The 20,548-nt window shown below is 72.7% G+C and carries 17 protein-coding genes and 1 other RNA gene; 15 read left to right on the top strand and 3 right to left on the bottom strand.

Annotated elements, in window-relative coordinates; genetic code table 11:
* Positions 1 to 39 precede the first annotated feature (39 nt).
* Positions 40 to 1,287, top strand: coding sequence for a serine/threonine-protein kinase (locus IE207_RS04785; protein WP_190182677.1), 1,248 nt, complete (start codon positions 40 to 42; stop codon positions 1,285 to 1,287).
* Positions 1,288 to 1,337: 50 nt separating this feature from the next.
* Here IE207_RS04785 and IE207_RS04780 read toward each other — a convergent pair whose 3' ends face one another.
* Positions 1,338 to 2,387, bottom strand: a complete 1,050-nt coding sequence (locus IE207_RS04780; RefSeq protein ID WP_190182676.1) for an isopenicillin N synthase family dioxygenase — start codon at positions 2,385 to 2,387, stop codon at positions 1,338 to 1,340.
* Between the two features lie 316 nt (positions 2,388 to 2,703).
* On the opposite strand from IE207_RS04780, the gene prfB reads away from it, so the two are divergent.
* Positions 2,704 to 3,813 carry a peptide chain release factor 2 gene (gene prfB, locus IE207_RS04775; RefSeq protein WP_190182675.1) on the top strand — a complete coding sequence of 370 codons (1,110 nt, stop codon included), beginning with the start codon at positions 2,704 to 2,706 and terminating at the stop codon, positions 3,811 to 3,813.
* A 121-nt stretch (positions 3,814 to 3,934) separates the two neighbouring features.
* Here the strand turns inward: prfB and IE207_RS04770 are convergent, their stop codons facing one another.
* Positions 3,935 to 4,123: a hypothetical protein gene (locus tag IE207_RS04770; RefSeq protein ID WP_190182674.1), complete on the bottom strand. Its 189-nt coding sequence runs from the start codon at positions 4,121 to 4,123 to the stop codon at positions 3,935 to 3,937.
* Between the two features lie 242 nt (positions 4,124 to 4,365).
* Here IE207_RS04770 and ftsE point away from each other — a divergent pair, with 242 nt between their 5' ends.
* The 6 genes from ftsE to IE207_RS04740 all read left to right on the top strand — a co-directional run bounded on the left by ftsE (position 4,366) and on the right by IE207_RS04740 (position 9,309).
* Positions 4,366 to 5,055, top strand: coding sequence for a cell division ATP-binding protein FtsE (ftsE, locus tag IE207_RS04765; protein ID WP_190182673.1), 690 nt, complete (start codon positions 4,366 to 4,368; stop codon positions 5,053 to 5,055).
* A gap of 9 nt (positions 5,056 to 5,064) precedes the next feature.
* Positions 5,065 to 6,036, top strand: a complete 972-nt coding sequence (ftsX, locus tag IE207_RS04760; RefSeq protein WP_190182672.1) for a permease-like cell division protein FtsX — start codon at positions 5,065 to 5,067, stop codon at positions 6,034 to 6,036.
* A gap of 102 nt (positions 6,037 to 6,138) precedes the next feature.
* Positions 6,139 to 7,323 carry a S41 family peptidase gene (locus tag IE207_RS04755; RefSeq protein ID WP_190182671.1) on the top strand — a complete coding sequence of 395 codons (1,185 nt, stop codon included), beginning with the start codon at positions 6,139 to 6,141 and terminating at the stop codon, positions 7,321 to 7,323.
* Between the two features lie 18 nt (positions 7,324 to 7,341).
* The gene (smpB, locus tag IE207_RS04750) at positions 7,342 to 7,827 is read left to right on the top strand and encodes an SsrA-binding protein SmpB (RefSeq protein WP_190182670.1); all 486 of its coding nucleotides are present in this window, start codon (positions 7,342 to 7,344) and stop codon (positions 7,825 to 7,827) included.
* Positions 7,828 to 7,937: 110 nt separating this feature from the next.
* Positions 7,938 to 8,326: a transfer-messenger RNA gene (gene ssrA / locus IE207_RS04745) on the top strand.
* Positions 8,327 to 8,421: 95 nt separating this feature from the next.
* Positions 8,422 to 9,309, top strand: a complete 888-nt coding sequence (locus IE207_RS04740; RefSeq protein WP_190182807.1) for an aminoglycoside phosphotransferase family protein — start codon at positions 8,422 to 8,424, stop codon at positions 9,307 to 9,309.
* A gap of 56 nt (positions 9,310 to 9,365) precedes the next feature.
* On the opposite strand, the gene IE207_RS04735 is transcribed toward IE207_RS04740, so the two are convergent.
* A complete protein-coding gene (locus tag IE207_RS04735; RefSeq protein ID WP_229873323.1) occupies positions 9,366 to 10,685 on the bottom strand; it encodes an MFS transporter in 1,320 nt (439 codons plus the stop codon).
* A gap of 84 nt (positions 10,686 to 10,769) precedes the next feature.
* Between IE207_RS04735 and IE207_RS04730 the strand changes: the two genes are divergently transcribed.
* From IE207_RS04730 to IE207_RS04700, 7 genes are all read left to right on the top strand, one after another.
* Positions 10,770 to 11,735: a LysR family transcriptional regulator gene (locus IE207_RS04730; RefSeq protein ID WP_190182669.1), complete on the top strand. Its 966-nt coding sequence runs from the start codon at positions 10,770 to 10,772 to the stop codon at positions 11,733 to 11,735.
* Positions 11,736 to 11,831: 96 nt separating this feature from the next.
* A complete protein-coding gene (locus IE207_RS04725) occupies positions 11,832 to 13,205 on the top strand; it encodes an MFS transporter (protein WP_190182668.1) in 1,374 nt (457 codons plus the stop codon).
* 114 nt (positions 13,206 to 13,319) lie between these two features.
* Positions 13,320 to 14,468: a uroporphyrinogen-III synthase gene (locus tag IE207_RS04720; protein ID WP_190182667.1), complete on the top strand. Its 1,149-nt coding sequence runs from the start codon at positions 13,320 to 13,322 to the stop codon at positions 14,466 to 14,468.
* A 295-nt stretch (positions 14,469 to 14,763) separates the two neighbouring features.
* A complete protein-coding gene (locus IE207_RS04715) occupies positions 14,764 to 15,306 on the top strand; it encodes a GNAT family N-acetyltransferase (RefSeq protein ID WP_190182805.1) in 543 nt (180 codons plus the stop codon).
* Positions 15,307 to 15,419: 113 nt separating this feature from the next.
* Positions 15,420 to 15,989 carry a CGNR zinc finger domain-containing protein gene (locus IE207_RS04710; RefSeq protein ID WP_190182666.1) on the top strand — a complete coding sequence of 190 codons (570 nt, stop codon included), beginning with the start codon at positions 15,420 to 15,422 and terminating at the stop codon, positions 15,987 to 15,989.
* 114 nt (positions 15,990 to 16,103) lie between these two features.
* On the top strand, positions 16,104 to 18,434 hold the full coding sequence (locus tag IE207_RS04705; protein WP_190182665.1) for a HelD family protein: 2,331 nt from the start codon (positions 16,104 to 16,106) through the stop codon (positions 18,432 to 18,434).
* A gap of 452 nt (positions 18,435 to 18,886) precedes the next feature.
* Entirely contained in the window at positions 18,887 to 20,311 is a 1,425-nt protein-coding gene (locus IE207_RS04700; protein WP_190182664.1) for an NAD-dependent malic enzyme, read from the top strand.
* Positions 20,312 to 20,548 lie beyond the last annotated feature (237 nt).

Below are 20,548 nucleotides of genomic sequence, written 5' to 3'. Positions count from 1 at the left end.
GTAGCTTTGGTGCGTACGCCAGCCGCTGAGGGAGCAGTCGTGGCACGGAAGATCGGCAGCCGGTACACCGCGCACCAGATCCTGGGGCGCGGCAGCGCGGGCACGGTGTGGCTGGGCGAGGGGCCGGACGGGCCCGTCGCCGTCAAACTGCTGCGCGAGGACCTCGCCTGCGACCAGGAGCTGGTCGGACGCTTCGTCCAGGAGCGCAGCGCCCTGCTCGGCCTGGACCACCCGCACATCGTCTCCGTCCGGGACCTCGTCGTGGACGGCGACGACCTCGCCCTCGTCATGGACCTCGTACGCGGTACGGACCTGCGCACGCGCCTGGACCGGGAGCGGCGGCTGGCCCCCGAGGCGGCCGTGGCCATCGTCGCGGACGTCGCCGACGCGCTGGCGGCCGCCCACGCGGCGGGCGTGGTGCACCGCGACGTCAAGCCGGAGAACGTGCTGCTCGACATGCAGGGCCCGCTCGGCCCGGCCGGTGCCCACCCCGCGCTGCTGACCGACTTCGGCGTCGCCAAGCTGATCGACTCGCCGAGGCGGGCCGGGACGGGCCGGACACCGGCCCCCAGCACCCGGATCATCGGCACGCCGGACTACCTGGCTCCGGAGATCGTGGAGGGACTGCCCCCGCGGGCGGCGGTCGACATATACGCCCTGGCCACGGTGCTGTACGAGCTGCTGGCCGGGTTCACCCCGTTCGGGGGCGGACACCCCGGCGCCGTGCTTCGGCGGCACGTCACCGAGAGCGTGGTCCCGCTGCCCGGGATCCCCGACGAGCTGTGGCAGCTCATGGTGCAGTGCCTGGCCAAGGCCCCGGCCTCGCGGCTGCGGGCCTCCGAGCTGTCGGCCCGGCTGCGGGACCTGCTGCCACTGCTGGCCGGGATGCCGCCGCTGGACGTGGACGAACCGGACGACGCCGAGCCGGAGCCCACGGAGGCCGAGGAAGTTCTCCCCGCCGACCTGACGCGGCGGCGGGGCGTGGTGCCGCTGGTGCCGGGCTCGGCGACCGACTCCAACCGGGACACGCACACCTCGATGCGGGTCCCGGGACCGGACGAGCTGGCCGGGGGAGCGCTGGGCACGGCCCGCGTCCCGCGCCCGGCCGGCGGGCACCGCCCGGGCTCGGCCCGCCACCGCGCGGAGACGGCCCGCAAGCGGCGCCTGGCGCTGACGGCCGGGGGCGTCGCCCTGGCCGTGGCGCTCGGTGTGGGCGGCTGGCTGGCCACCTCCGGCGACGAGCCCCCGCCCCAGGACAACAAGCACTCGGCGCCCCCGCAGCCGTAGGGGGCCCCGCTACGCCCGCGCAGTCGTGAGAGCCCCCCGCCACACCCCCGCTACGCCCGGACCAGCTCCGGGTGCCAGCGGCGCGCGACCTCCGGGTGCGCGCGGACCCAGCCCTTGAGCTCGTTGCGGCCGTACTCCGCGTGCAGGGGGTTCGACTCGTCGTGGGCCACGCCGGGCGCCGCACGCAGGTAGTCGCCCGGCACCGTCTCCACGACCGCGTCGAGGCGCGGGTTGTAGAAGAACGGCACCGAGAACCGCTCCACCGCCCCCGGCGGGCTCACCACCCGGTGGTCGGTGGCCGTCAGATAGCCCTCCGTCGCGATCTCCAGCAGCTCGCCGAGGTTGACGACGAACGCCCCCGGCCGCGGCGGGATGTCGACGTAGCCCCCGTCCCGTACCACCTGGAGCCCGCCCACCGAGTCCTGGAGCAGCAGCGTCAGGAACCCGTAGTCCTTGTGCGCCCCCACGCCCTGGTCGGCGCCCGACGGGGCGGACCCGGGGTAGCGGATCAGCTTCGTGTGGAGGTGGGGCCGGTCGGCGAAGGCCGCGTCGAAGAAGTCCGAGGGGGCGCCGATCGAGGCCAGCAGCTCCCGCAGCAGCCGGTGGGCGACCGAGGCGAGCCGCGCCTGCCAGTCCAGCACCACCTCGCGCAGCTCCGGCAGCGCCTCGGGCCACTGGTTGGGCCCCTCCAGCCACAGGTACGCCGGGTCGTCCGGCCCCAGCCGCGGCGCGGGCCGCTCGGCGCCGACGTCCAGCTGGTCCCGCCAGTCGGAGGAGCCGCCCGTCAGCTCGTGCCCGATCCGGGTGTAGCCGCGGAAGTGGGGCGAGTTCAGGTTGCTGACCGCCAGCCGGTCGGCCTCGGGGAGCTCGAAGAAGGCCCTGGTCAGCTCCAGGATGCGGGCGGTTTCGGCTTCGCTGATGCCGTGCCCCGTCAGGTACAGGAACCCGGTGTCGCGGGCCGCGGCGTGCAGCTGCTTGAGGAAGTCGGCGCGCTCGGCGGGGTCGTCAGCCCGCGAGAGGTCGATGACCGCGAGCGAGGGCAGCGAGGGTATGGAGGAGTCGGCGGGAGAAGCGGAAGGAGAGGGGTGCGCGGACGGCATGACGGCTCCGTTTCGGATGTCACGGGGTCCTGTTCCCCGGAGGTGGCGGGGCAGCGGGTGAGGAAGGCCGTCGGCAAGGGTGGCGCCGGGAGGCCGCGTAGCCGCGTACAGGACCGAAGTCGGATCGGGTTTGATCAGGCTCGTGCGAGGTCCGGCGGCAGACAGCTCGTGGTGGTGACACGCATGTGATCCACATGGCGGCGCTTCACGAGTAGAACGGTCATACGGTGAGCGTACGCCCGTACCCGACTCGATCTGTACGGGCCGATCCGGCCTGGCCGGAGAGTGCCGCCGGAGGACCGGCTACGCTGGACCCGTGGCAGTCGTCGATGTTTCCGAAGAGCTGAAGTCCCTCTCCTCGACCATGGGGTCGATCGAGGCCGTCCTGGACCTCGACAAGCTGAGGGCAGATATCGCCGTGCTCGAGGAGCAGGCAGCCGCGCCGTCCCTGTGGGACGACCCGGAGGCCGCCCAGAAGATCACGAGCAAGCTTTCGCACCTCCAGGCCGAGGTCCGCAAGACCGAGACCCTGCGCGGGCGCATCGACGACCTCTCGGTGCTCTTCGAGCTCGCCCAGGAGATGGACGACGCGGACACCCTCGCGGAGGCGGAGGCCGAGCTGGTCTCCGTGCGCAAGGCGCTGGACGAGATGGAGGTCCGGACCCTGCTCTCCGGCGAGTACGCCGAGCGCGAGGCCCTGGTCAACATCCGCGCCGAGGCCGGCGGCGTCGACGCCTCCGACTTCGCCGAACGCCTCCAGCGCATGTACCTGCGGTGGGCGGAGCGGCACGGCTACCCCACCGAGGTGTACGAGACCTCGTACGCGGAAGAGGCCGGGATCAAGTCGACCACCTTCGTGGTCAAGGCGCCGTACGCCTACGGCACCCTCTCCGTCGAGCAGGGCACCCACCGCCTCGTGCGGATCTCGCCCTTCGACAACCAGGGCCGCCGCCAGACGTCCTTCGCGGGCGTCGAGGTGCTGCCGGTCGTCGAGTCCAGCGACCACGTCGAGATCGACGAGGGCGAGCTGCGCATCGACGTGTACCGCGCCTCCGGCCCCGGCGGCCAGGGCGTCAACACGACGGACTCGGCGGTGCGCATCACGCACCTGCCGACCGGCATCGTGGTCTCCTGCCAGAACGAGCGGTCGCAGATCCAGAACAAGGCCAGCGCGATGAACGTGCTCCAGGCCAAGCTGCTGGAGCGGCGCCGCCAGGAGGAGCAGGCCAAGATGGACGCCCTCAAGGACGGCGGCAGCTCCTGGGGCAACCAGATGCGGTCCTACGTCCTGCACCCGTACCAGATGGTCAAGGACCTGCGCACGGAGTTCGAGGTCGGCAACCCGCAGGCGGTGCTCGACGGCGAGATCGACGGCTTCCTGGAGGCCGGGATCCGCTGGCGCAAGCAGCAGGAACAGACCGCCTGAGCCACCGCGCAACCCACCCGGACGTGAGAAGGGCCCGGACACCCCGAGGTGTCCGGGCCCTTCCGTCTGCACGATCGGTCACGCGTTCGGTGACCTGTGGTGATCGGGACGCGGTGGAGGACTACGCGGCCTTGGCCACCACCGCGAGGGCGGCGACCAGCATCACCAGCAGCGCGATGAGCGCCATCGGGTTCAGGCCTGCGAAGGGGCTCTCCTGCTGGAGGCGCTCCCGGTTCGCCCGGCACACAGGGCAGCGGCCCTGGCTCACGGGTGCGGCGCAGTTCGCGCACACGAGCCGGTCATATGTCATGCGCTCCTCCTCTCGTCCCCTGGTACGACGGTCGTCCGCTGGTACAACGGTGCGGGGAACGAGTCCGTTCCCCCTACCACTGTGCCAGCTTCGGCGACATTCGGCGCGGCCCGTCCGGGCAATCACTCCCCAGCTCGTACGGGACGCGGGGACATATCGGGCAACTCCGGATGCCGGGCCCACACCGCGCGCCCGTTCGCGTATGGTCACGCACACCTACTCCCGGCGACCGTGGTGCACCCGTGATCCGATTCGACAGCGTCTCCAAGTCCTACCCGAAGCAGAGCCGCCCCGCACTCAGAGATGTCTCGCTGGAGATCGCGAAGGGCGAGTTCGTCTTCCTCGTCGGCTCCTCCGGCTCCGGCAAGTCCACGTTCCTGCGGCTGGTGCTGCGCGAGGAGCGGGCCAGCCACGGCCAGGTGCACGTCCTGGGCAAGGACCTCGCCAAGCTCTCCAACTGGAAGGTCCCGCACATGCGGCGCCAGCTGGGGACCGTGTTCCAGGACTTCCGGCTGCTGCCCAACAAGACGGTGGCGGAGAACGTCGCCTTCGCGCAGGAAGTCATCGGCAAGCCGCGCGGCGAGATCCGCAAGGCCGTCCCGCAGGTCCTGGAGCTGGTGGGCCTCGGCGGCAAGGAGGGGCGGATGCCCGGTGAGCTGTCCGGCGGTGAGCAGCAGCGCGTGGCCATCGCCCGCGCCTTCGTCAACCGCCCGGCCCTGCTGATCGCGGACGAGCCGACCGGCAACCTGGACCCGCAGACCTCCGTCGGGATCATGAAGCTGCTGGACCGGATCAACCGGACCGGCACCACCGTGATCATGGCGACGCACGACCAGCAGATCGTGGACCAGATGCGCAAGCGCGTCATCGAACTCGAACAGGGCCGTCTCGTGCGCGACCAGTCGCGCGGCGTCTACGGCTACCAGCACTGAAAGGACGCCATGCGCGCCCAGTTCGTCATGTCGGAGATCGGCGTCGGTCTCCGTCGCAATCTCACCATGACCTTCGCGGTCATCATTTCCGTGGCCCTGTCGCTGGCCCTGTTCGGTGGCTCCCTGCTCATGCGCGACCAGGTCAGCGCGATGAAGGGGTACTGGTACGACAAGGTCAACGTCACGGTCTACCTCTGCAACAAGAGCGACGCGAAGGACGCCGCCGACGCCGCGACCGACGCCGCGGCCAAGGGGGACAGCGGGGCCGTCGCGAAGGGCCCCTGCGCCAAGGGTGCGGTGACCCCCGAGCAGAAGCAGCGGATCGAGGCCGACCTCAAGAAGCTGGACCTCGTGCAGAGCGTCACGTACGAGTCCTCCGACGAGGCGTACAAGCACTACAAGGAGCGGTACGGCCAGACCGCGCTGGCCTCGGTCGTCACCCCCGACCAGATGCCGGACTCCTTCCGGGTCAAGCTCAAGAACCCGGAGCAGTACAAGGTCATCACGTCCGCGTTCGCCGGCCGGGACGGCGTGCAGTCGGTGGCCGACCAGAGCTCCGAGGTCGACAACCTGTTCAGCCTCCTCGGTACGCTCAACTGGGCGGCGCTCGGCATCATGATGATCATGCTGATCGTGGCGCTGCTGCTGATCGTCAACACGGTGCGCGTCTCGGCGTTCAGCCGTCGGCGGGAGACCGGGATCATGCGGCTCGTCGGAGCCTCCGGCTTCTACATCCAGGTGCCCTTCATCATGGAGGCGGCCGTCGCCGGGCTGATCGGCGCGGTGCTCGCCTGCGTGATGCTCGGGGCCGGGCAGTACTTCGTGATCGATCACGGCGTGGATCTGCGCCACAAGCTGGAGCTGATCAACTTCATCGGCTGGGACTCCGTCTTCACCAAGCTGCCGCTGGTGCTGGTCGTCGGCCTGCTGATGCCCTCGCTGGCGGCCTTCGTCGCGTTGCGCAAGTACCTCAAGGTCTGACCAGCCTCAAGGTCCGCCGGGCTCCGAAGGTGTGACGAGCGCCCCGTGTGACGTGCGCCCAACGCGCCGTGTGCGCGCGGGCCTTGTCCTAGACTCGGCGCCATGCCGGGTTCCCCCGACCACTGTCCCCGGCCCCGTGACCTGCGTCGCGGGGCCGCTTTGACGTTGGTCTTCCTCGTGTCGGTCACTGCGGCCGCCGGCTCCGGCTGCTGGGGCGCGGACGCCGCCGCCCCGCAGTCACGGGCCGCCCGTACGGAGGCCGGTGCGGCCGCGGCCCCCCGTGAGGCGGGCACCGCCGACCGGGACGCCGTGGCCCGGGCCGTCGCGGAGGCCGTCGCGGAGGGCAAGTCCGGCAAGAGGGCCGCCGAGGAGGAGGTCAGCCGCAGCGGCGACCGCTGGGGCGCCGTCTACGACCCCGCAGAGTACGCCGCCTTCGCCGATGACCTCGACGGTCACTGGACCGGTGTCGGGGTGTGGGCCGGGCGCCGCCGCGACGGCCGGATCGAGGTGGAGCGGGTCCAGCCCGAGGGCCCCGCCGCGCGGGCCGGGCTGCGCGCCGGGGACCGGCTGCTGAGCGTGGACGGCCGCGGCGTCACGGGGCTGTCCGTCGCCGACGTGGTGGCGATGCTGCGCGGCGAGGCCGGGACCCCGGTGGTGCTGGGCCTCAGCCGGGACGGCGCCGACCTCACCGAGACGGTCCGCCGCGAGCAGCTCAGCGCCGATCCGGTGACCGCACGGCGCCTCGCCGACGGCACCACCGTCATCAAGGTCGCCTCCTTCACCCGGGGCTCGGGGGACCGCGTCCGGGACGCCGTCCGCGCGGCCCCGCCCGGCGGGGGCGTACTGCTGGACCTGCGCGGCAATCCGGGCGGGCTGGTCACCGAGGCCGTGACGGCCGCCTCCGCCTTCCTGGACGGGGGGCTCGTGGCGACGTACGACGTACGGGGCTCAGAGCGCGCCCTGTACGCCGAGCCGGGCGGCGACACCGCCCGGCCGCTGGTGGCGCTGGTCGACGGGGGCACGATGAGCGCCGCCGAGCTCGTCACCGGCGCCCTCCAGGACCGCGGCCGGGCGGTGACGGTCGGCACCCGCACCTTCGGCAAGGGCACGGTGCAGATGCCGACGCAGCTGCCGGACGGCTCGGTGGCGGAGCTGACGGTGGGCACGTACCGCACCCCTGCGGGCCGCAGCATCGACGGGAGGGGCATCACCCCCGACCTGACGGCGGCCGACGGCGCCGAAGAGCGGGCCCTCGGAGTATTGGGTGGCCTCGGGGTGGGTCCGTAGTGCGAAAATGACCGCACTATGGCTAAGGAAAAAGGGCGGAAGCTGATCGCCCAGAACAAGAAGGCGCGGCACGACTACACGATCCTCGACACCTACGAGTGCGGTCTCGTACTCACCGGCACCGAGGTCAAGTCCCTGCGCCAGGGGCGGGCCTCCCTCGTCGACGGCTTCGTGTCGGTGGAGGGCAACGAGGCCTGGCTGTACAACGTGCACGTGCCGGAGTACAGCCAGGGGACGTGGACCAACCACAGCGCCCGGCGCAAGCGCAAGCTCCTGATGCACCGGGAGGAGATCGACAAGCTGGCGCGCAAGGCGGACGAGTCGGGCCACACGATCGTGCCGCTGACGCTGTACTTCAAGGACGGCCGGGCGAAGATCGAGATCGCGCTGGCGAAGGGCAAGAAGGAGTACGACAAGCGCCAGACGCTGCGGGAGAAGCAGGACACCCGCGAGACGAACCGCGCGATCTCGGCGATCCGCCGCAAGCAGCGGGGCACGGTCTAGCCCGCCCGGGCGGGCACGCGGTTAATCACCTGGCATCCCGTGGTCCACTTCGCGTACCATGGGCGAAGCACCGCACCGCCTCCGGGCAGCGCGGTTTGTCAAAAAAACATGGGGATGATCGGTTTCGACAGCGGATGTCGATGCAGGGGAAGCGAGCCGAGGAAGCGGCAATGATCTCGTAAACCACCTGTCGCAAAAAATAATCGCCAACACCAAGAGCGATAACTCCCGCTTCACCCTCGCTGCCTAATAACAGTGAGCTGAAGCCTCTGTGAGGAGCGTCAGCCCGGAAGTGGTCCCGGTCCGGATCCTGGCGTCAATTAGGGATCTAAACCTCTAGCCCCGGTCACGGGGGCCTGAGGGAAATCAAACAGTGACTGAGCCCGTCGGAGACTTGTCCGTGTGATCTCCGGGGCCGAGAAAAGCGCAGCGGACTGCGCTCGGAGAAGCCCTGCTTCTGCACCGTTGGACGCGGGTTCGATTCCCGCCATCTCCACTCATCCCATGTGGGCGAAGGCCCCGCAGTCACCGACTGCGGGGCCTTCGTCATGCAGACTCTTGGCTCGAACGCGAAAGTGGTGGGGCATGGGCAGGATGCACGCCGACGAAGCGTGGACCGACGCCGGCCTGGTACGGCGGCTGCTGCGCGCTCAGTTCCCGCAGTGGGCGGAGCTGCCGATATCGCGACTCGCCTCCGGGGGCACGGTCAACGCGATCTACCGGCTCGGAGAGGACCTGACCGTCCGGCTGCCGCTGCGCCCCGGCGGCGACGACGCCATCGCGATGGAGGCACGGCTGCTCCCGCGGCTCGCGCCGCTGCTGCCCCTGCCGGTCCCGGAAGTGGTGGCGACCGGCGCCCCGGGCGAGGGGTACCCCCTGGCGTGGGCGGTGCACCGGTGGATCGAAGGACGCAACCCCGTCGAAGGGCACCTGGCCGAACCCGAACGCGTGGCGCGTGACCTCGCCGGGTTCGCGCGCGCGTTCCGCGGTATCGACCTCCCCGGCGGTCCCCCCGCGCACCGCGGAGGCGAGCCGCTGATCGCCCAAGACCCGGAGGTGCGGGCGGCCATCGAGGCATTGCGCCGCACCGACGAACCCTTCGACGCCGATGAGATCACCGAGGCCTGGGAAGAGGCGCTCGCGGCGCCCCCGTGGACAGGCCCGGCCTGCTGGACGCACTCCGACCTGATGCCGAGCAACCTGCTGCTCGTCGGCCACCGCGTCGGCGCGGTCATCGACTTCGGAACCGTCGGCATGGGCGAACCGGCCACCGACCTCATCCCCGCCTGGAACCTGTTGCCCTCCGCGGCCCGGCCGGCGTACCGCGGGGCGGTGGACGTGGACGACGCGACCTGGGCCCGCAGCAGAGGCTGGGCGCTGTCCATGGCGGTCATCCAGCTCCCGTACTACCGGACGACCAACCCGGTCATCTCGGCGAACGCCCGGCACGTCATCCGCGAAATCCTCGCGGCCTCCGCGTAGGTGGGGATCAGGGGATCCGACGCATCAGAGCTGTTCTGGATGTACATGAACCGCGGTCATGCCAGGCGTGACCGCCGCGCCGAGGTGAGCAGGGCCAGGAGGGCGGCGGACGCCGGGAGGGCGTAGGCGCTCGGGGGGCCGAGGTGGTCGATCAGCTGGCCGGCGCCGGCCGAGCCGGCGGCGATGCCGGCGAGGATCCCGGTGACCGCGAGGGTCATGCCCTCGTTGAGGCGGCCCTCGGGGGTGACGCGGTGGACGCGGGACATCGCCGTCACCATCGTCGGGGCGGTGGCGATGCCCGCCAGGAGGAGGGCCGCGGCCAGCAGCGGCAGCGAGCCCGCGGCAGCCGCCGCCCAGGGCAGGGCCATGGCCGCGGCCAGCGCCACGAGGCAGGTGGTCAGGCCGCGCGGGCGCAGCGCCCCGTAGAGCAGGCCGGCCGCGCAGGAGCCGAGGGCCTGGAGCGCCAGGACCGGCCCGGAGGCGGCGCCGAGGCCCAGGGCGCCGAGGTGTGCGATCGAGGTGACCTCCATCGCGCCGAACATCACGCCCAGGGCGAGGAACAGCGGCAGCAGCGGAGCCACGGCCCGCAGCGCCGAGCCGCGCGGGCGCAGCGCGGCCACGGGGGGCTCGGTGGCACGCCGGGACGTGAAGAGCAGCATGCCGGTGAGCAGCAGGGCGGCGGCCGTGAGGGTGCCGGCCTCGGGGAAGACGGCCGAGCACAGGAACGCCGCCACGACCGGGCCGAGCATGAAGCACAGCTCGTCGGCGGCCTGTTCGAAGGACATCGCCGCGTGGTGCTCGGCGGGCCGGTCGCGCAGCAGGTGGGTCCAGCGGGCGCGGGACATCCCGCCGATGTTGGGGGTGGTGGCGGTCGCCGCGTACGAGGCGAACAGCGTCCAGGCCGGTGCGTGGGTACGGACGCCCAGGACCAGCGCGAGCGAGCCGAGGACCGCGATCAGCGTGGCCGGGACGGCGACCCGGGCCTGGCCGTGGCGGTCGACCAACCGGGCCGTCCAGGGCGCGGCCAGCGCGGTGGCCGCCATGCCCGTCGCGGTGACGGCGCCGGCCAGGGCGTACGAACCCCGCTGCCCGGCGATCATCATCACCGCGCTGACCCCGAACATCCCCATGGGCAGCCGGGCGAGGAGGTTCCCGGCGGTGAAGGCCCGCGCCCCGGGCAGCGCGAACAGCCGCCGGTAGGGGCCGGGTGCCCCCGCCCGGCCTTCACCGGGCGGAGTCCGGCGCAACGGCCCGAAGCCCGCGGGGCCCACAGGGACCGAGGGGCGCGAGGGGCGCGAGGGGCGCCTGGAGAAGGAGACGTGGACGAGGGTGGAGCCGGAGACGGTCATACGGGGGGCGGAGGTGGCGTACGGCATGGGAACAGCCTCCGGCCGGGCGGCCCACGGGGTCCAACACCTGTTCCGGAGCCATTCACCGCCCCGTGTTGTTAGTCTCCCCGGGTGATCCCCCGTGATGTGGAACCCCGGCTGCTGCGCGGGTTCGTCGCCGTCGCCGAAGACCGTCACTTCACCCGCGCCGCGGCCCGCCTGTACGTCGCGCAGCAGGCGCTGAGCAGGGACGTACGGCGCCTCGAACGGCTCCTCGGCACCACCCTGTTCCTGCGCACCACCCGGGCCGTGGAACTGACCGCCGACGGGGAGCGGCTGCTGGCGCCGGCGCGCAAGGTGCTCGCCGCGCACGAGGAGCTGGCCGCCGCCTTCACCGGACCCCGGGCGCTGCTCGTCGACCTGAACACCGACGGCCCGAGCACCGCCCGCACCGTCTTGGAACGCGCCCGCGAACTCGCCCCCGCCTGCGAGCTGATGGCCCGCTTCGAGAGCGGCCTCACGCACGCCGCCGCCGAGATCGCCGCCGGGCGCCTGGACGTCTCCTTCGGGTACGCCGACGGCCTGGCCCCCGCCCTGCGCGCCCGCCTCGCACACCGGCCCGTACGCTACGAGCCGCTCGCCGTGCTGCTGCCCGAGGGGCACGCGCTGGCCGTGCACGCCGACGTACCGCTGTCGGCGCTGGCCGGGGAGAGCGTGTACGCCGGAGCCGGGAACCCGCGGACCCTGGAGTGGACCGGGCTCGCGCGTGAACTCTTCGCCGGGCGGGGCATCGTGATGGCGCCGCCGGCGCCCGTGGCCGTCGGCAAGGACGAGTTCCGCCGGGTCATGGCCAAGACCCGCAACCCGGTCCTGGTCACCGTCGACTTCCCCGACATGCCGGGCTGCGCGAAACGGCCCCTGGTCGACCCGGTGCCGCTGTCCCCGCTGTCGATGGTGTGGCGCAAAAACTTCACCCACCCCGGCCTCGACGCCCTGCACGAGGCGGCGGCCGCCGGCGCGGCCGCCCGCGGATGGCTCGACGTCCCCCCGGGCGCCTGGCGTCCGGCCGCGCTCACAGACGCCCCCGGCGGCGGGTGAGAGCAAGGTATCCCGGCGGTCATCAGCCGGGGACCGGAGCCGAAACGCGCCGCTCCTACGGTCTTCCCACGGACGCGACAGCTGTGGAGGCGTGTGATGAGCACCGGTACGACCGCACCGCGCGAAAGGGGCCGCTGGATCGAGCGGTGGGACCCCGAGGACGAGACGTTCTGGAAGGAGACCGGGGAGAAGACCGCCAAGCGGAACCTGCTGTACTCCGTGCTCTGCGAGCACATCGGGTTCTCCATCTGGTCGCTCTGGTCCGTGATGGTGCTCTTCATGGGCCCCGCGTACGGGATCGACCCCGCGGGCAAGTTCTTCCTCATCGCGACCGCCACCGCCGTCGGTGCCGTGGTGCGCGTCCCGTACACCTTCGCCGTCGCCCGCTTCGGCGGCCGCAACTGGACGGTCGTCAGCGCGGCCCTGCTCCTCGCGCCGACCGTGGCCGCGCTCGTGGTGATGGAACCCGGCACCCCGTACGGGGTCTTCGTCGCCGTCGCCGCGCTGACGGGCGTGGGCGGCGGGAACTTCGCCTCGTCCATGACCAACATCAACGCCTTCTTCCCGCTCCGCAAGAAGGGCTGGGCACTCGGGCTGAACGCGGGCGGCGGGAACATCGGCGTACCGGTGGTGCAGCTCGCCGCCCTGCTGGTGATCGGGACCGCCGGGGCCGGGCACCCGCGGCTGCTGCTCGCGGCGTACGTCCCGCTGATCGTCGCCGCCGCGGCGCTGGCCCTCGTACGCATGGACAACCTGGCGCCGGTACGCCGTGACGCGGGCGCCGTGCGGGACGCGGCGCGTGACCCGCACACCTGGATCATGGCGTTCCTCTACGTGGGCACCTTCGGCTCCTTCATCGGCTACAGCTTCGCCTTCGGGCTGGTACTGCAGACCCAGTTCGGGCGCACCCCGTTGCAGGCCGCCTCCCTCACCTTCATCGGGCCGCTGCTCGGCTCGCTGGCCCGCCCGGTGGGCGGGGCGCTCGCCGACCGGCTGGGCGGGGCGCGGATCACCCTGGCGACGTTCGTGGCGATGGCGGGGGCGACGGGCCTGGTCGTACTGGCCTCGGTCCGCGAGTCGCTGCCGGTGTTCCTCGTCGGGTTCGTGGCCCTGTTCGCGCTGAGCGGCCTCGGCAACGGCTCCGCGTACAAGATGATCCCCGGGATCTTCCAGGCGAAGGCAGTGGCCCGCGGGATGACGGGCGAGGCCGCCGCGGCCTGGGGACGCCGGCTCTCCGGGGCGTCCATGGGCCTGATCGGGGCCGTGGGGGCGCTCGGCGGGCTCGGCATCAACCTGGTGTTCCGCGAGACGTTCACGGACTCCGGATCGGGCACCGCCGCGTTCGTCACCTTCCTCGGTTTCTACGCCGTGTGCTGCGCCGTGACCTGGGCGGTATACCTTCGGCGGCCGGCCGCCGGGGCGCTGCCGGTGGCCGGGGCGGCGGCGAAGCAGCAGCTCACCTCGGTGTAACGGGGGTTAACGGCCGCGAAATACGGTGGAACCGAGCCCGTCACGGCGATTTGGCAGGCTCGGTCCCCGTTGAGCGACACACGTGAAAACCCATGCGCGAGGCAGGACACGACTATGGACGACGACGCCGCCACGGAAACGGCCACCGGCCCCCTCTCCGGGTTCACCGTCGGGGTCACCGCCGCCCGCCGCGCCGACGAGCTGATCGCGCTGCTGCGCCGGCGCGGGGCGACCGTGCTGCACGCCCCGGCCCTGCGGATCGTTCCCCTGGCCGACGACGGGGAACTGATGGCCGCGACCAAGGAGTTGATCCTGCGTACGCCGGACGTGGTCGTCGCCACCACCGCGATCGGGTTCCGCGGCTGGATCGAGGCCGCCGACGGCTGGGGGATCGGCGAGGAACTGCTGGAGCGGCTGCGCACCACCGAACTGCTGGCGCGCGGGCCGAAGGTCAAGGGCGCCGTCCGGGCCGCGGGGCTGGTGGAGTCCTGGTCACCGCGGTCGGAGTCGCTGGCGGAGGTGCTGGACCGGCTGCTCGACGGGGGAGTCGCCGGCCGGCGCATCGCGCTCCAGCTCCACGGGGAGCCGCTGCCGGGGTTCGTCGAGACGCTGCGCGCGGGCGGGGCGGAGGTGGTGGTCGTACCGGTGTACCGGTGGATGCCGCCGCAGGACCTCGGCCCGCTGGACCGGCTCCTGGACGCGGTCGCCACCGGCGGGGTCGACGCCGTCACCTTCACCTCGGCCCCGGCGGCGGCCTCGCTGCTGTCCCGGGCCGGCGAACGGGGGATGCGGGAGGCGGTCCTGGAGGCGCTGCGCGGGGACGTCCTGTCGGCGTGCGTGGGGCCCGTGACGGCACTGCCGCTCCAGGGGGAGGGCGTGGCGACGGTGCAGCCGGAGCGGTTCCGGATCGGGCCGCTGGTGCAGGTGCTGTGCCGGGAGCTGCCGGGGCGGGCCAGGGTCCTGCCGGTGGCGGGGCACCGGCTGGAGATCCGGGGCCACGGGGTGCTCGTCGACGGGGAGCTGCGGCCGGTGCCTCCGGCGGGGATGGCGCTGCTGGACGCGCTGGCGCGGCGGCCGGGCTGGGTGGTGGCGCGGGCGGACCTGCTGCGGGTGCTGCCGGGGGCGGGGCGGGACGAGCACGCCGTGGAGACGGCGATGGCGCGGCTCAGGGCGGCGCTGGGGGTGCCGAGGCTGATCCAGACGGTGGTGAAGCGGGGGTACCGGCTGTCGCTGGACCCGGGCCATGTGCCGCCGGCGGTGTGAGGGGGCCGTCTGCGGCGCCGTCGCGCGGGGCGGCCCCGGCTGCGCCGGGCTCCCCGGGGCTCCGCCCCGGACCCCGCGCCCCAAACGCCGGCGGGGCTGGTGGTGCGGGCCCGGCGCCTGAAGTGGTGGCGGGGGTGGTAGTGCGGGCCCGGCGCCTCAAACGCGGGCGAGGGTGGGGAATGTGGGCCCCCAAGGGCCGGCGGGGGCGGTTGTGCGGGTTCGGGGTCTTGAGGGCCGGTGGGGGCTGGAGCGGGGGGTGGTCTTGGTGGCGGGGGTGGGTTAGCGTGCCGCGGTGATGATCAACGGGGTGGAGATGAGGGGCGTCACCATCGATGACGCCGCAGGGCTGGCCGACACGCTGGCGCGGAACCGGGCCTACATGGCACCGTTCGAGCCGCGGCGGCCCGAGGGCTTCTACACCGAGGCCGGGCAGCGGGAGCGGATAGAGGCGCTGCTGGCCGACCGGGACGCCGGGCGGCTGCTGCCGTTCGTACTCGTCGCGGGCGACACGCCCGTCGGCGCCATCAACCTCGGCCGCATCGAGCTCGGTCCCTTCCGCAGCGGCGGCGTGGGCTACTGGGTCGACCGGGAGCGGGCCGGGAAGGGGCTGGCCACCGCCGCCCTGGAGGAGGTCTGCCGGATCGCCCGCGACGAGGTCGGGCTGCACCGGGTCGAGGCCGGCACGCTCGTCGACAACGTGGCCTCCCAACGGGTCCTCGCCAAAGCCGGCTTCGAGCAGTTCGGCCTCGCGCCGCGCTACCTGCACATCAACGGTGCCTGGCGCGACCACTGCATGTTCCAGCGGCTGCTGCACGACGATCCGCCGCCCGCCCACTAGGTCCCGGCCCCCGCGGGCCATTGCTCAAAGATCCCCCGGACAGGACCTAGCCGACCGGGCAGCCGACGGGCACTCTGGGGAGGCGGCCCACGGCAACCGAGGCGGTGACCGGTATGTGGTTCGACTCCGGGCGGGTCTGCCTGGACCTGCTGGCCACCTCCGCCCCGCGGCGGGACGCCGAAGGCATCCGGGACGGCGACGAGCTTCGGCTGTGGCTCGTCGGAGCCGGGCTGGTGCCCGACCGGACGCCGCTGGGGCGGGTCGGGCCCGACTGGGTCGGGGCCTTCCGGCAGCTGCGGGCCGATGTGGGGAGTCTCGTACGGGCCGAGCTGTACGGGGCCGCGCCCGACGAGGAGGCGCTGGCCCGGGTCAACGCGGCGGCCGCCGGTCCACCCCCGGGGCTGTGTGCGGTGCGGGACCAAGACGGGCACCTCGTGCGGGAGTTGTGCGGCGGGGTCGAGTGCGCCGGGCTGCTCGCCGCCGTCGCCCGGGACACCGTCGAGCTGCTCACCGACCCCGGCGACCGGGCGCTGCTGCGCGCCTGCGAGGGCGAGGGCTGCGACCGCGTCTACCTCGACACCTCGCGCGGCCACCGGCGCCGCTGGTGCTCCAGCGAGCTGTGCGGCAACCGCGAACGCGTCGCCCGCCACCGCCGGCGGGTCCTGGCGGCCGGATCGGCGTAGCGCGGGACCGGCCCGCAGGCGGCGATCCGCCGACGGTCCCGGAACGGGCGTGCGGACCCGGCCCCGCTTCGCGTACGGTTGACGGTCGCCCATGCACGTCAGAAGGGGGCCTTGGTGGCCGCGCAGAATGCCGCTGTCGACAGCACGGCGGATTCCGTCCGCGATCGGGAGATCGCGGTCGAGCAGACGCATCTCGACCGGGTGTACCGACGCCTTGAGGAGAAGATCCACGAGGCCGAGTTCCTGATGAACGACGCCGCCAAGCGCGGGCAGGTCGGCACGCCCGGCGCGCTCGCCGAGCGCGACGCGCAGGTCTTCCGCGCCGGGATCCACCTCAACCGGCTGAACAACGAGTTCGAGGACTTCCTGTTCGGCCGCGTCGACCTGGTCCTCGGCAAGGACGGCGAACGCGGCCCCGACGGCGCGTACACCTCGGTGGAACCCGCCGACGACGCCATCCGCGACGATCTCACCGCCGACATCGCCGAGACCCTGCACATCGGGCGCATCGGCGTACTCGACTCCGACTACGCGCCGCTGGTCATCGACTGGCGGGCCCCGGCGGCAGCGCCGTTCTACCGGTCCACGCCGAAGGACCCGGGCCGGGTGGTACGCCGCCGCGTGATCCGCTCCAAGGGCCGCAAGGTCCTCGGCGTCGAGGACGACCTGATGCGCCCGGAGGTCACTGCCTTCCTCGACGGGCACGAGCTGCCCGTCATCGGCGACGGCGCGCTGATGGCCGCGCTCGGCCGGGCCCGTACGCACTCCATGCGGGACATCGTCTCCTCCATCCAGGCCGAGCAGGACCTGGTCATCCGGGCCCCCGCCGCGTCCGTCGCGGAGGTGGCGGGCGGCCCCGGCACCGGGAAGACGGCGGTGGCCCTGCACCGCGCCGCCTACCTGCTCTACCAGGACCGGCGGCGCTACTCGGGTGGCATCCTCATCGTCTCGCCGACGCCGCTGCTCGTCGCGTACACCGAGGGCGTGCTGCCCTCCCTCGGCGAGGAGGGGCAGGTCGCCATCCGGGCGCTGGGCTCGCTCGTCGACGGGGCGGAGGCGACGACGTACGACGAGCCGGCCGTGGCCCGCATCAAGGGCTCCTCCCGGATGCTCAAGGTGCTCCGCAAGGCGGTCCGGGGCGCGCTGGAGCTCGGCGGTGCCGGCGGGGGCGGGGCCCCCGACCGGCTGCGGGTCGTGGCCTTCGGGCGGCGCCAGGAGCTGGAGGCCGACGAACTGAACCGCATCCGGCAGAACGTGCTCGGCGGCACCGCGCCGGTCAACCTGCTGCGTCCGCGCGCCCGCAAGCTGCTGCTGGACGCCCTGTACGCGAAGTCCGGCGCCAACGGGCGGCACAGCGACCCGGAGCTGGCCGCCGAACTGCGCTCCGCGTTCGACGAGGACATCTCCACCGAAGACTCCTTCATCGACTTCCTGAACGCCTGGTGGCCCGAGCTGACCCCGCGCGGGGTGCTGGCCGCGATGGCCGACGAGCGCAAGCTCGGCCGCTGGTCGCGCCGGGACCTCAACCCGCGCGAGGTCCGCCAGCTGGCGCGTTCGCTGCGCCGGACCGGCCCGGACGGCAAGGGGCCGCTGTCGGTGCACGACGTGGCGCTGCTGGACGAGCTCCAGCAGCTGCTGGGCGCGCCCGCGCGGCCCCGCCGCAAGCGGGAGTTCGACCCGTTGGACCAGCTCAGCGGGGTGGAGGAGCTGATGCCGACCCGCGAGGAGACCCAGTGGGAGCGGGCCGAGCGGATCGCGGCGGAGCGCACCGAGTACGCGCACGTCATCGTGGACGAGGCGCAGGACCTGACGCCGATGCAGTGGCGGATGGTGGGCCGCCGGGGCCGGCACGGGACGTGGACGGTGGTCGGCGACCCGGCCCAGTCCTCCTGGACGGACCCGCAGGAGGCGGCCGCGGCGCGTGACGAGGCGTTGGGGTCCCGGCCGCGCCGCCGGTTCACCCTGACCGTGAACTACCGCAACCCGGCGGAGGTCGCGGAGGTCGCCTCCCGCGTGCTGCGCCGGGCGATGCCGGGGATGGAGCCGCCGCGCGCGGTCCGTTCGACGGGCCTGGAGCCCCGTTTCACGGCCGCCGAGGGCGACCTGGGCCGTGCGGTACGGGAGGAGACCCGGCGGCTGCTGGAGCAGGTGGACGGCACGGTCGGCGTGGTCGTGGCCATGGACCGGCGCGCGGAGGCCGCCGGGTGGCTGGCGGACCTCGGCGAGCGGGCGGTGGCGCTGGGCAGCCTGGAGGCGAAGGGACTGGAGTACGACGCCACGGTGGTCGTCTCCCCGGCGGAGATCGCCGACGAGTCGCCGGCCGGGCTGAGGGTGCTGTACGTGGCGCTGACGCGCGCGACGCAGCAGCTGACGGTGGTCTCCACCTCCCGGGACGCGCCCGACGCCTGTGGCGTGCCCTCGCTCCTGGCCCCGGACGCCGGCTGAGGGCGCGGCCGGACGCCGGTGCGGCGCGGGCCACTGGGCCGGATGGCCCGCGGCCGGGGGTGTGGTGGCGGGAACAACGGCCGGGAGGGGGATCGCATTCGGCGATCCTTTGTTAGCCTGGGTACGACACCGGCTCGATCCAAGCCCCCGGGCCCAACCTTCGTCGCCTAGAGCGACCACTTGCCGCGAGGCGAGCATGGCGGGTCGGTGTTTCAACGTGAAGACAGGTCTGCCCCTCCGCCGTCGCGGAGGGGCAGACCTGTTTTGCGTGGTCCATACAGGGTTCCGCGCAGCCGCTAAATCTCGTATGGTGGAAGAGTTCTTCCGAAATTTGTAGCTGGTTACCTTATACCGGCCGGTAGGTGGGACGATCGGACAACAGGTCCTGCCGCACCTGTCGTGCAGCGGGGCCCTGTGTACAGAAAAACCAGGGACAGAAGAGGAACACGGCCATGGCAACGGCGCCCAGCGTCTCGTACTCGATGACGGTCCGCTTGGAAGTGCCCGCGAGCGGAACCGCGGTCTCCCAGCTCACCACCGCCGTGGAGTCGTCCGGAGGATCCGTCACCGGCCTCGACGTCACCGCGTCGGGTCACGAGAAGCTCCGTATCGACGTCACCATCGCCGCGACCTCCACCGCGCACGCGGACGAGATCGTGGAGAAGCTGCGCGGCATCGAGGGCGTCAGCCTGGGCAAGGTCTCCGACCGAACCTTCCTGATGCACCTCGGCGGCAAGATCGAGATGTCGTCCAAGCACCCCATCCGCAACCGCGACGACCTCTCGATGATCTACACCCCGGGTGTCGCCCGCGTCTGCACGGCCATCGCCGAGAACCCCGAGGACGCGCGCCGCCTGACCATCAAGCGCAACTCCGTCGCAGTCGTGACGGACGGCTCCGCCGTACTGGGCCTCGGCAACATCGGCCCGATGGCCGCGCTGCCCGTCATGGAGGGCAAGGCGGCCCTCTTCAAGCGCTTCGCCGGCATCGACGCCTGGCCGATCTGCCTCGACACGCAGGACAGTGACGAGATCGTCGCCGCCGTCAAGGCCATCGCCCCCGGCTTCGCCGGCATCAACCTGGAGGACATCTCCGCGCCGCGCTGCTTCGAGATCGAGGCCCGGCTGCGCGAGGCCCTCGACATCCCCGTCTTCCACGACGACCAGCACGGAACCGCCATCGTCGTCCTCGCCGCCCTGACCAACGCACTTCGCGTCGTGGGCAAGGCAGTTGGCGACGTCAAGGTGGTCATGTCGGGCGCCGGCGCGGCCGGCACCGCCATCCTCAAGCTGCTCCTGGCGGCCGGGGTGAAGAACGCCGTCAGCGCCGACATCAACGGTGTCGTGCACGCGGACCGCCCCGACCTCGTCGACGCCGCCCCCGACTCCCCGCTGCGCTGGATCGCCGACAACACCAACCCCGAGGGTTACACCGGCACCCTCAAGGAGGCCGTCGTCGGCGCCGACGTGTTCATCGGCGTCTCGGCCCCGAACGTCCTCAACGGCGACGACGTGGCCGCCATGGCGCAGGGCGCGATCGTGTTCGCGCTCGCGAACCCGGACCCGGAGGTGGACCCGGCCGTCGCCCGCCAGACCGCCGCCGTCGTGGCCACCGGCCGCTCCGACTTCCCCAACCAGATCAACAACGTGCTGGTCTTCCCGGGCGTCTTCCGCGGCCTGCTGGACGCCCAGTCGCGCACCGTGGACACGGGCATGATGCTGGCCGCGGCCACCGCGCTGGCCGACGTCGTCGGCGAGGACGAGCTCAACGCGAACTACATCATCCCGTCGGTGTTCAACGACAAGGTCGCGGGGGCGGTCGCCGGAGCCGTCCGCAAGGCCGCCTCCGCCTCTGTGACGGCACCCACCTCCGCCTGATACCGGCGCGTCGCGGGATGCGGGCCCGGCCGGGCGCCTCTAGGGTTGCGGGGATGCCCGCGGGGCCCGCGGTCCGCATCCACCGGAACGACAGGTGCGGACGGAGCGTCACCGCGGCGTGACTGTGGCGCTTTTCGTGTGACCCTGGCGGGTGCCGGATTGGCTTTCCCGCCGCTGGTGGGGGCAGGATGCGTAACCGGGCGAGAGGGTCTGACGTTCAGACCCGGGTCCGGGGAC

The organism is Streptomyces cirratus (assembly GCF_014650775.1).
Taxonomy (GTDB): Bacteria; Actinomycetota; Actinomycetes; order Streptomycetales; family Streptomycetaceae; genus Streptomyces; species Streptomyces cirratus.
The sequence above is the reverse complement of the archived record's forward strand: the minus strand, read 5'-3'. Positions and strand labels throughout refer to the sequence as shown.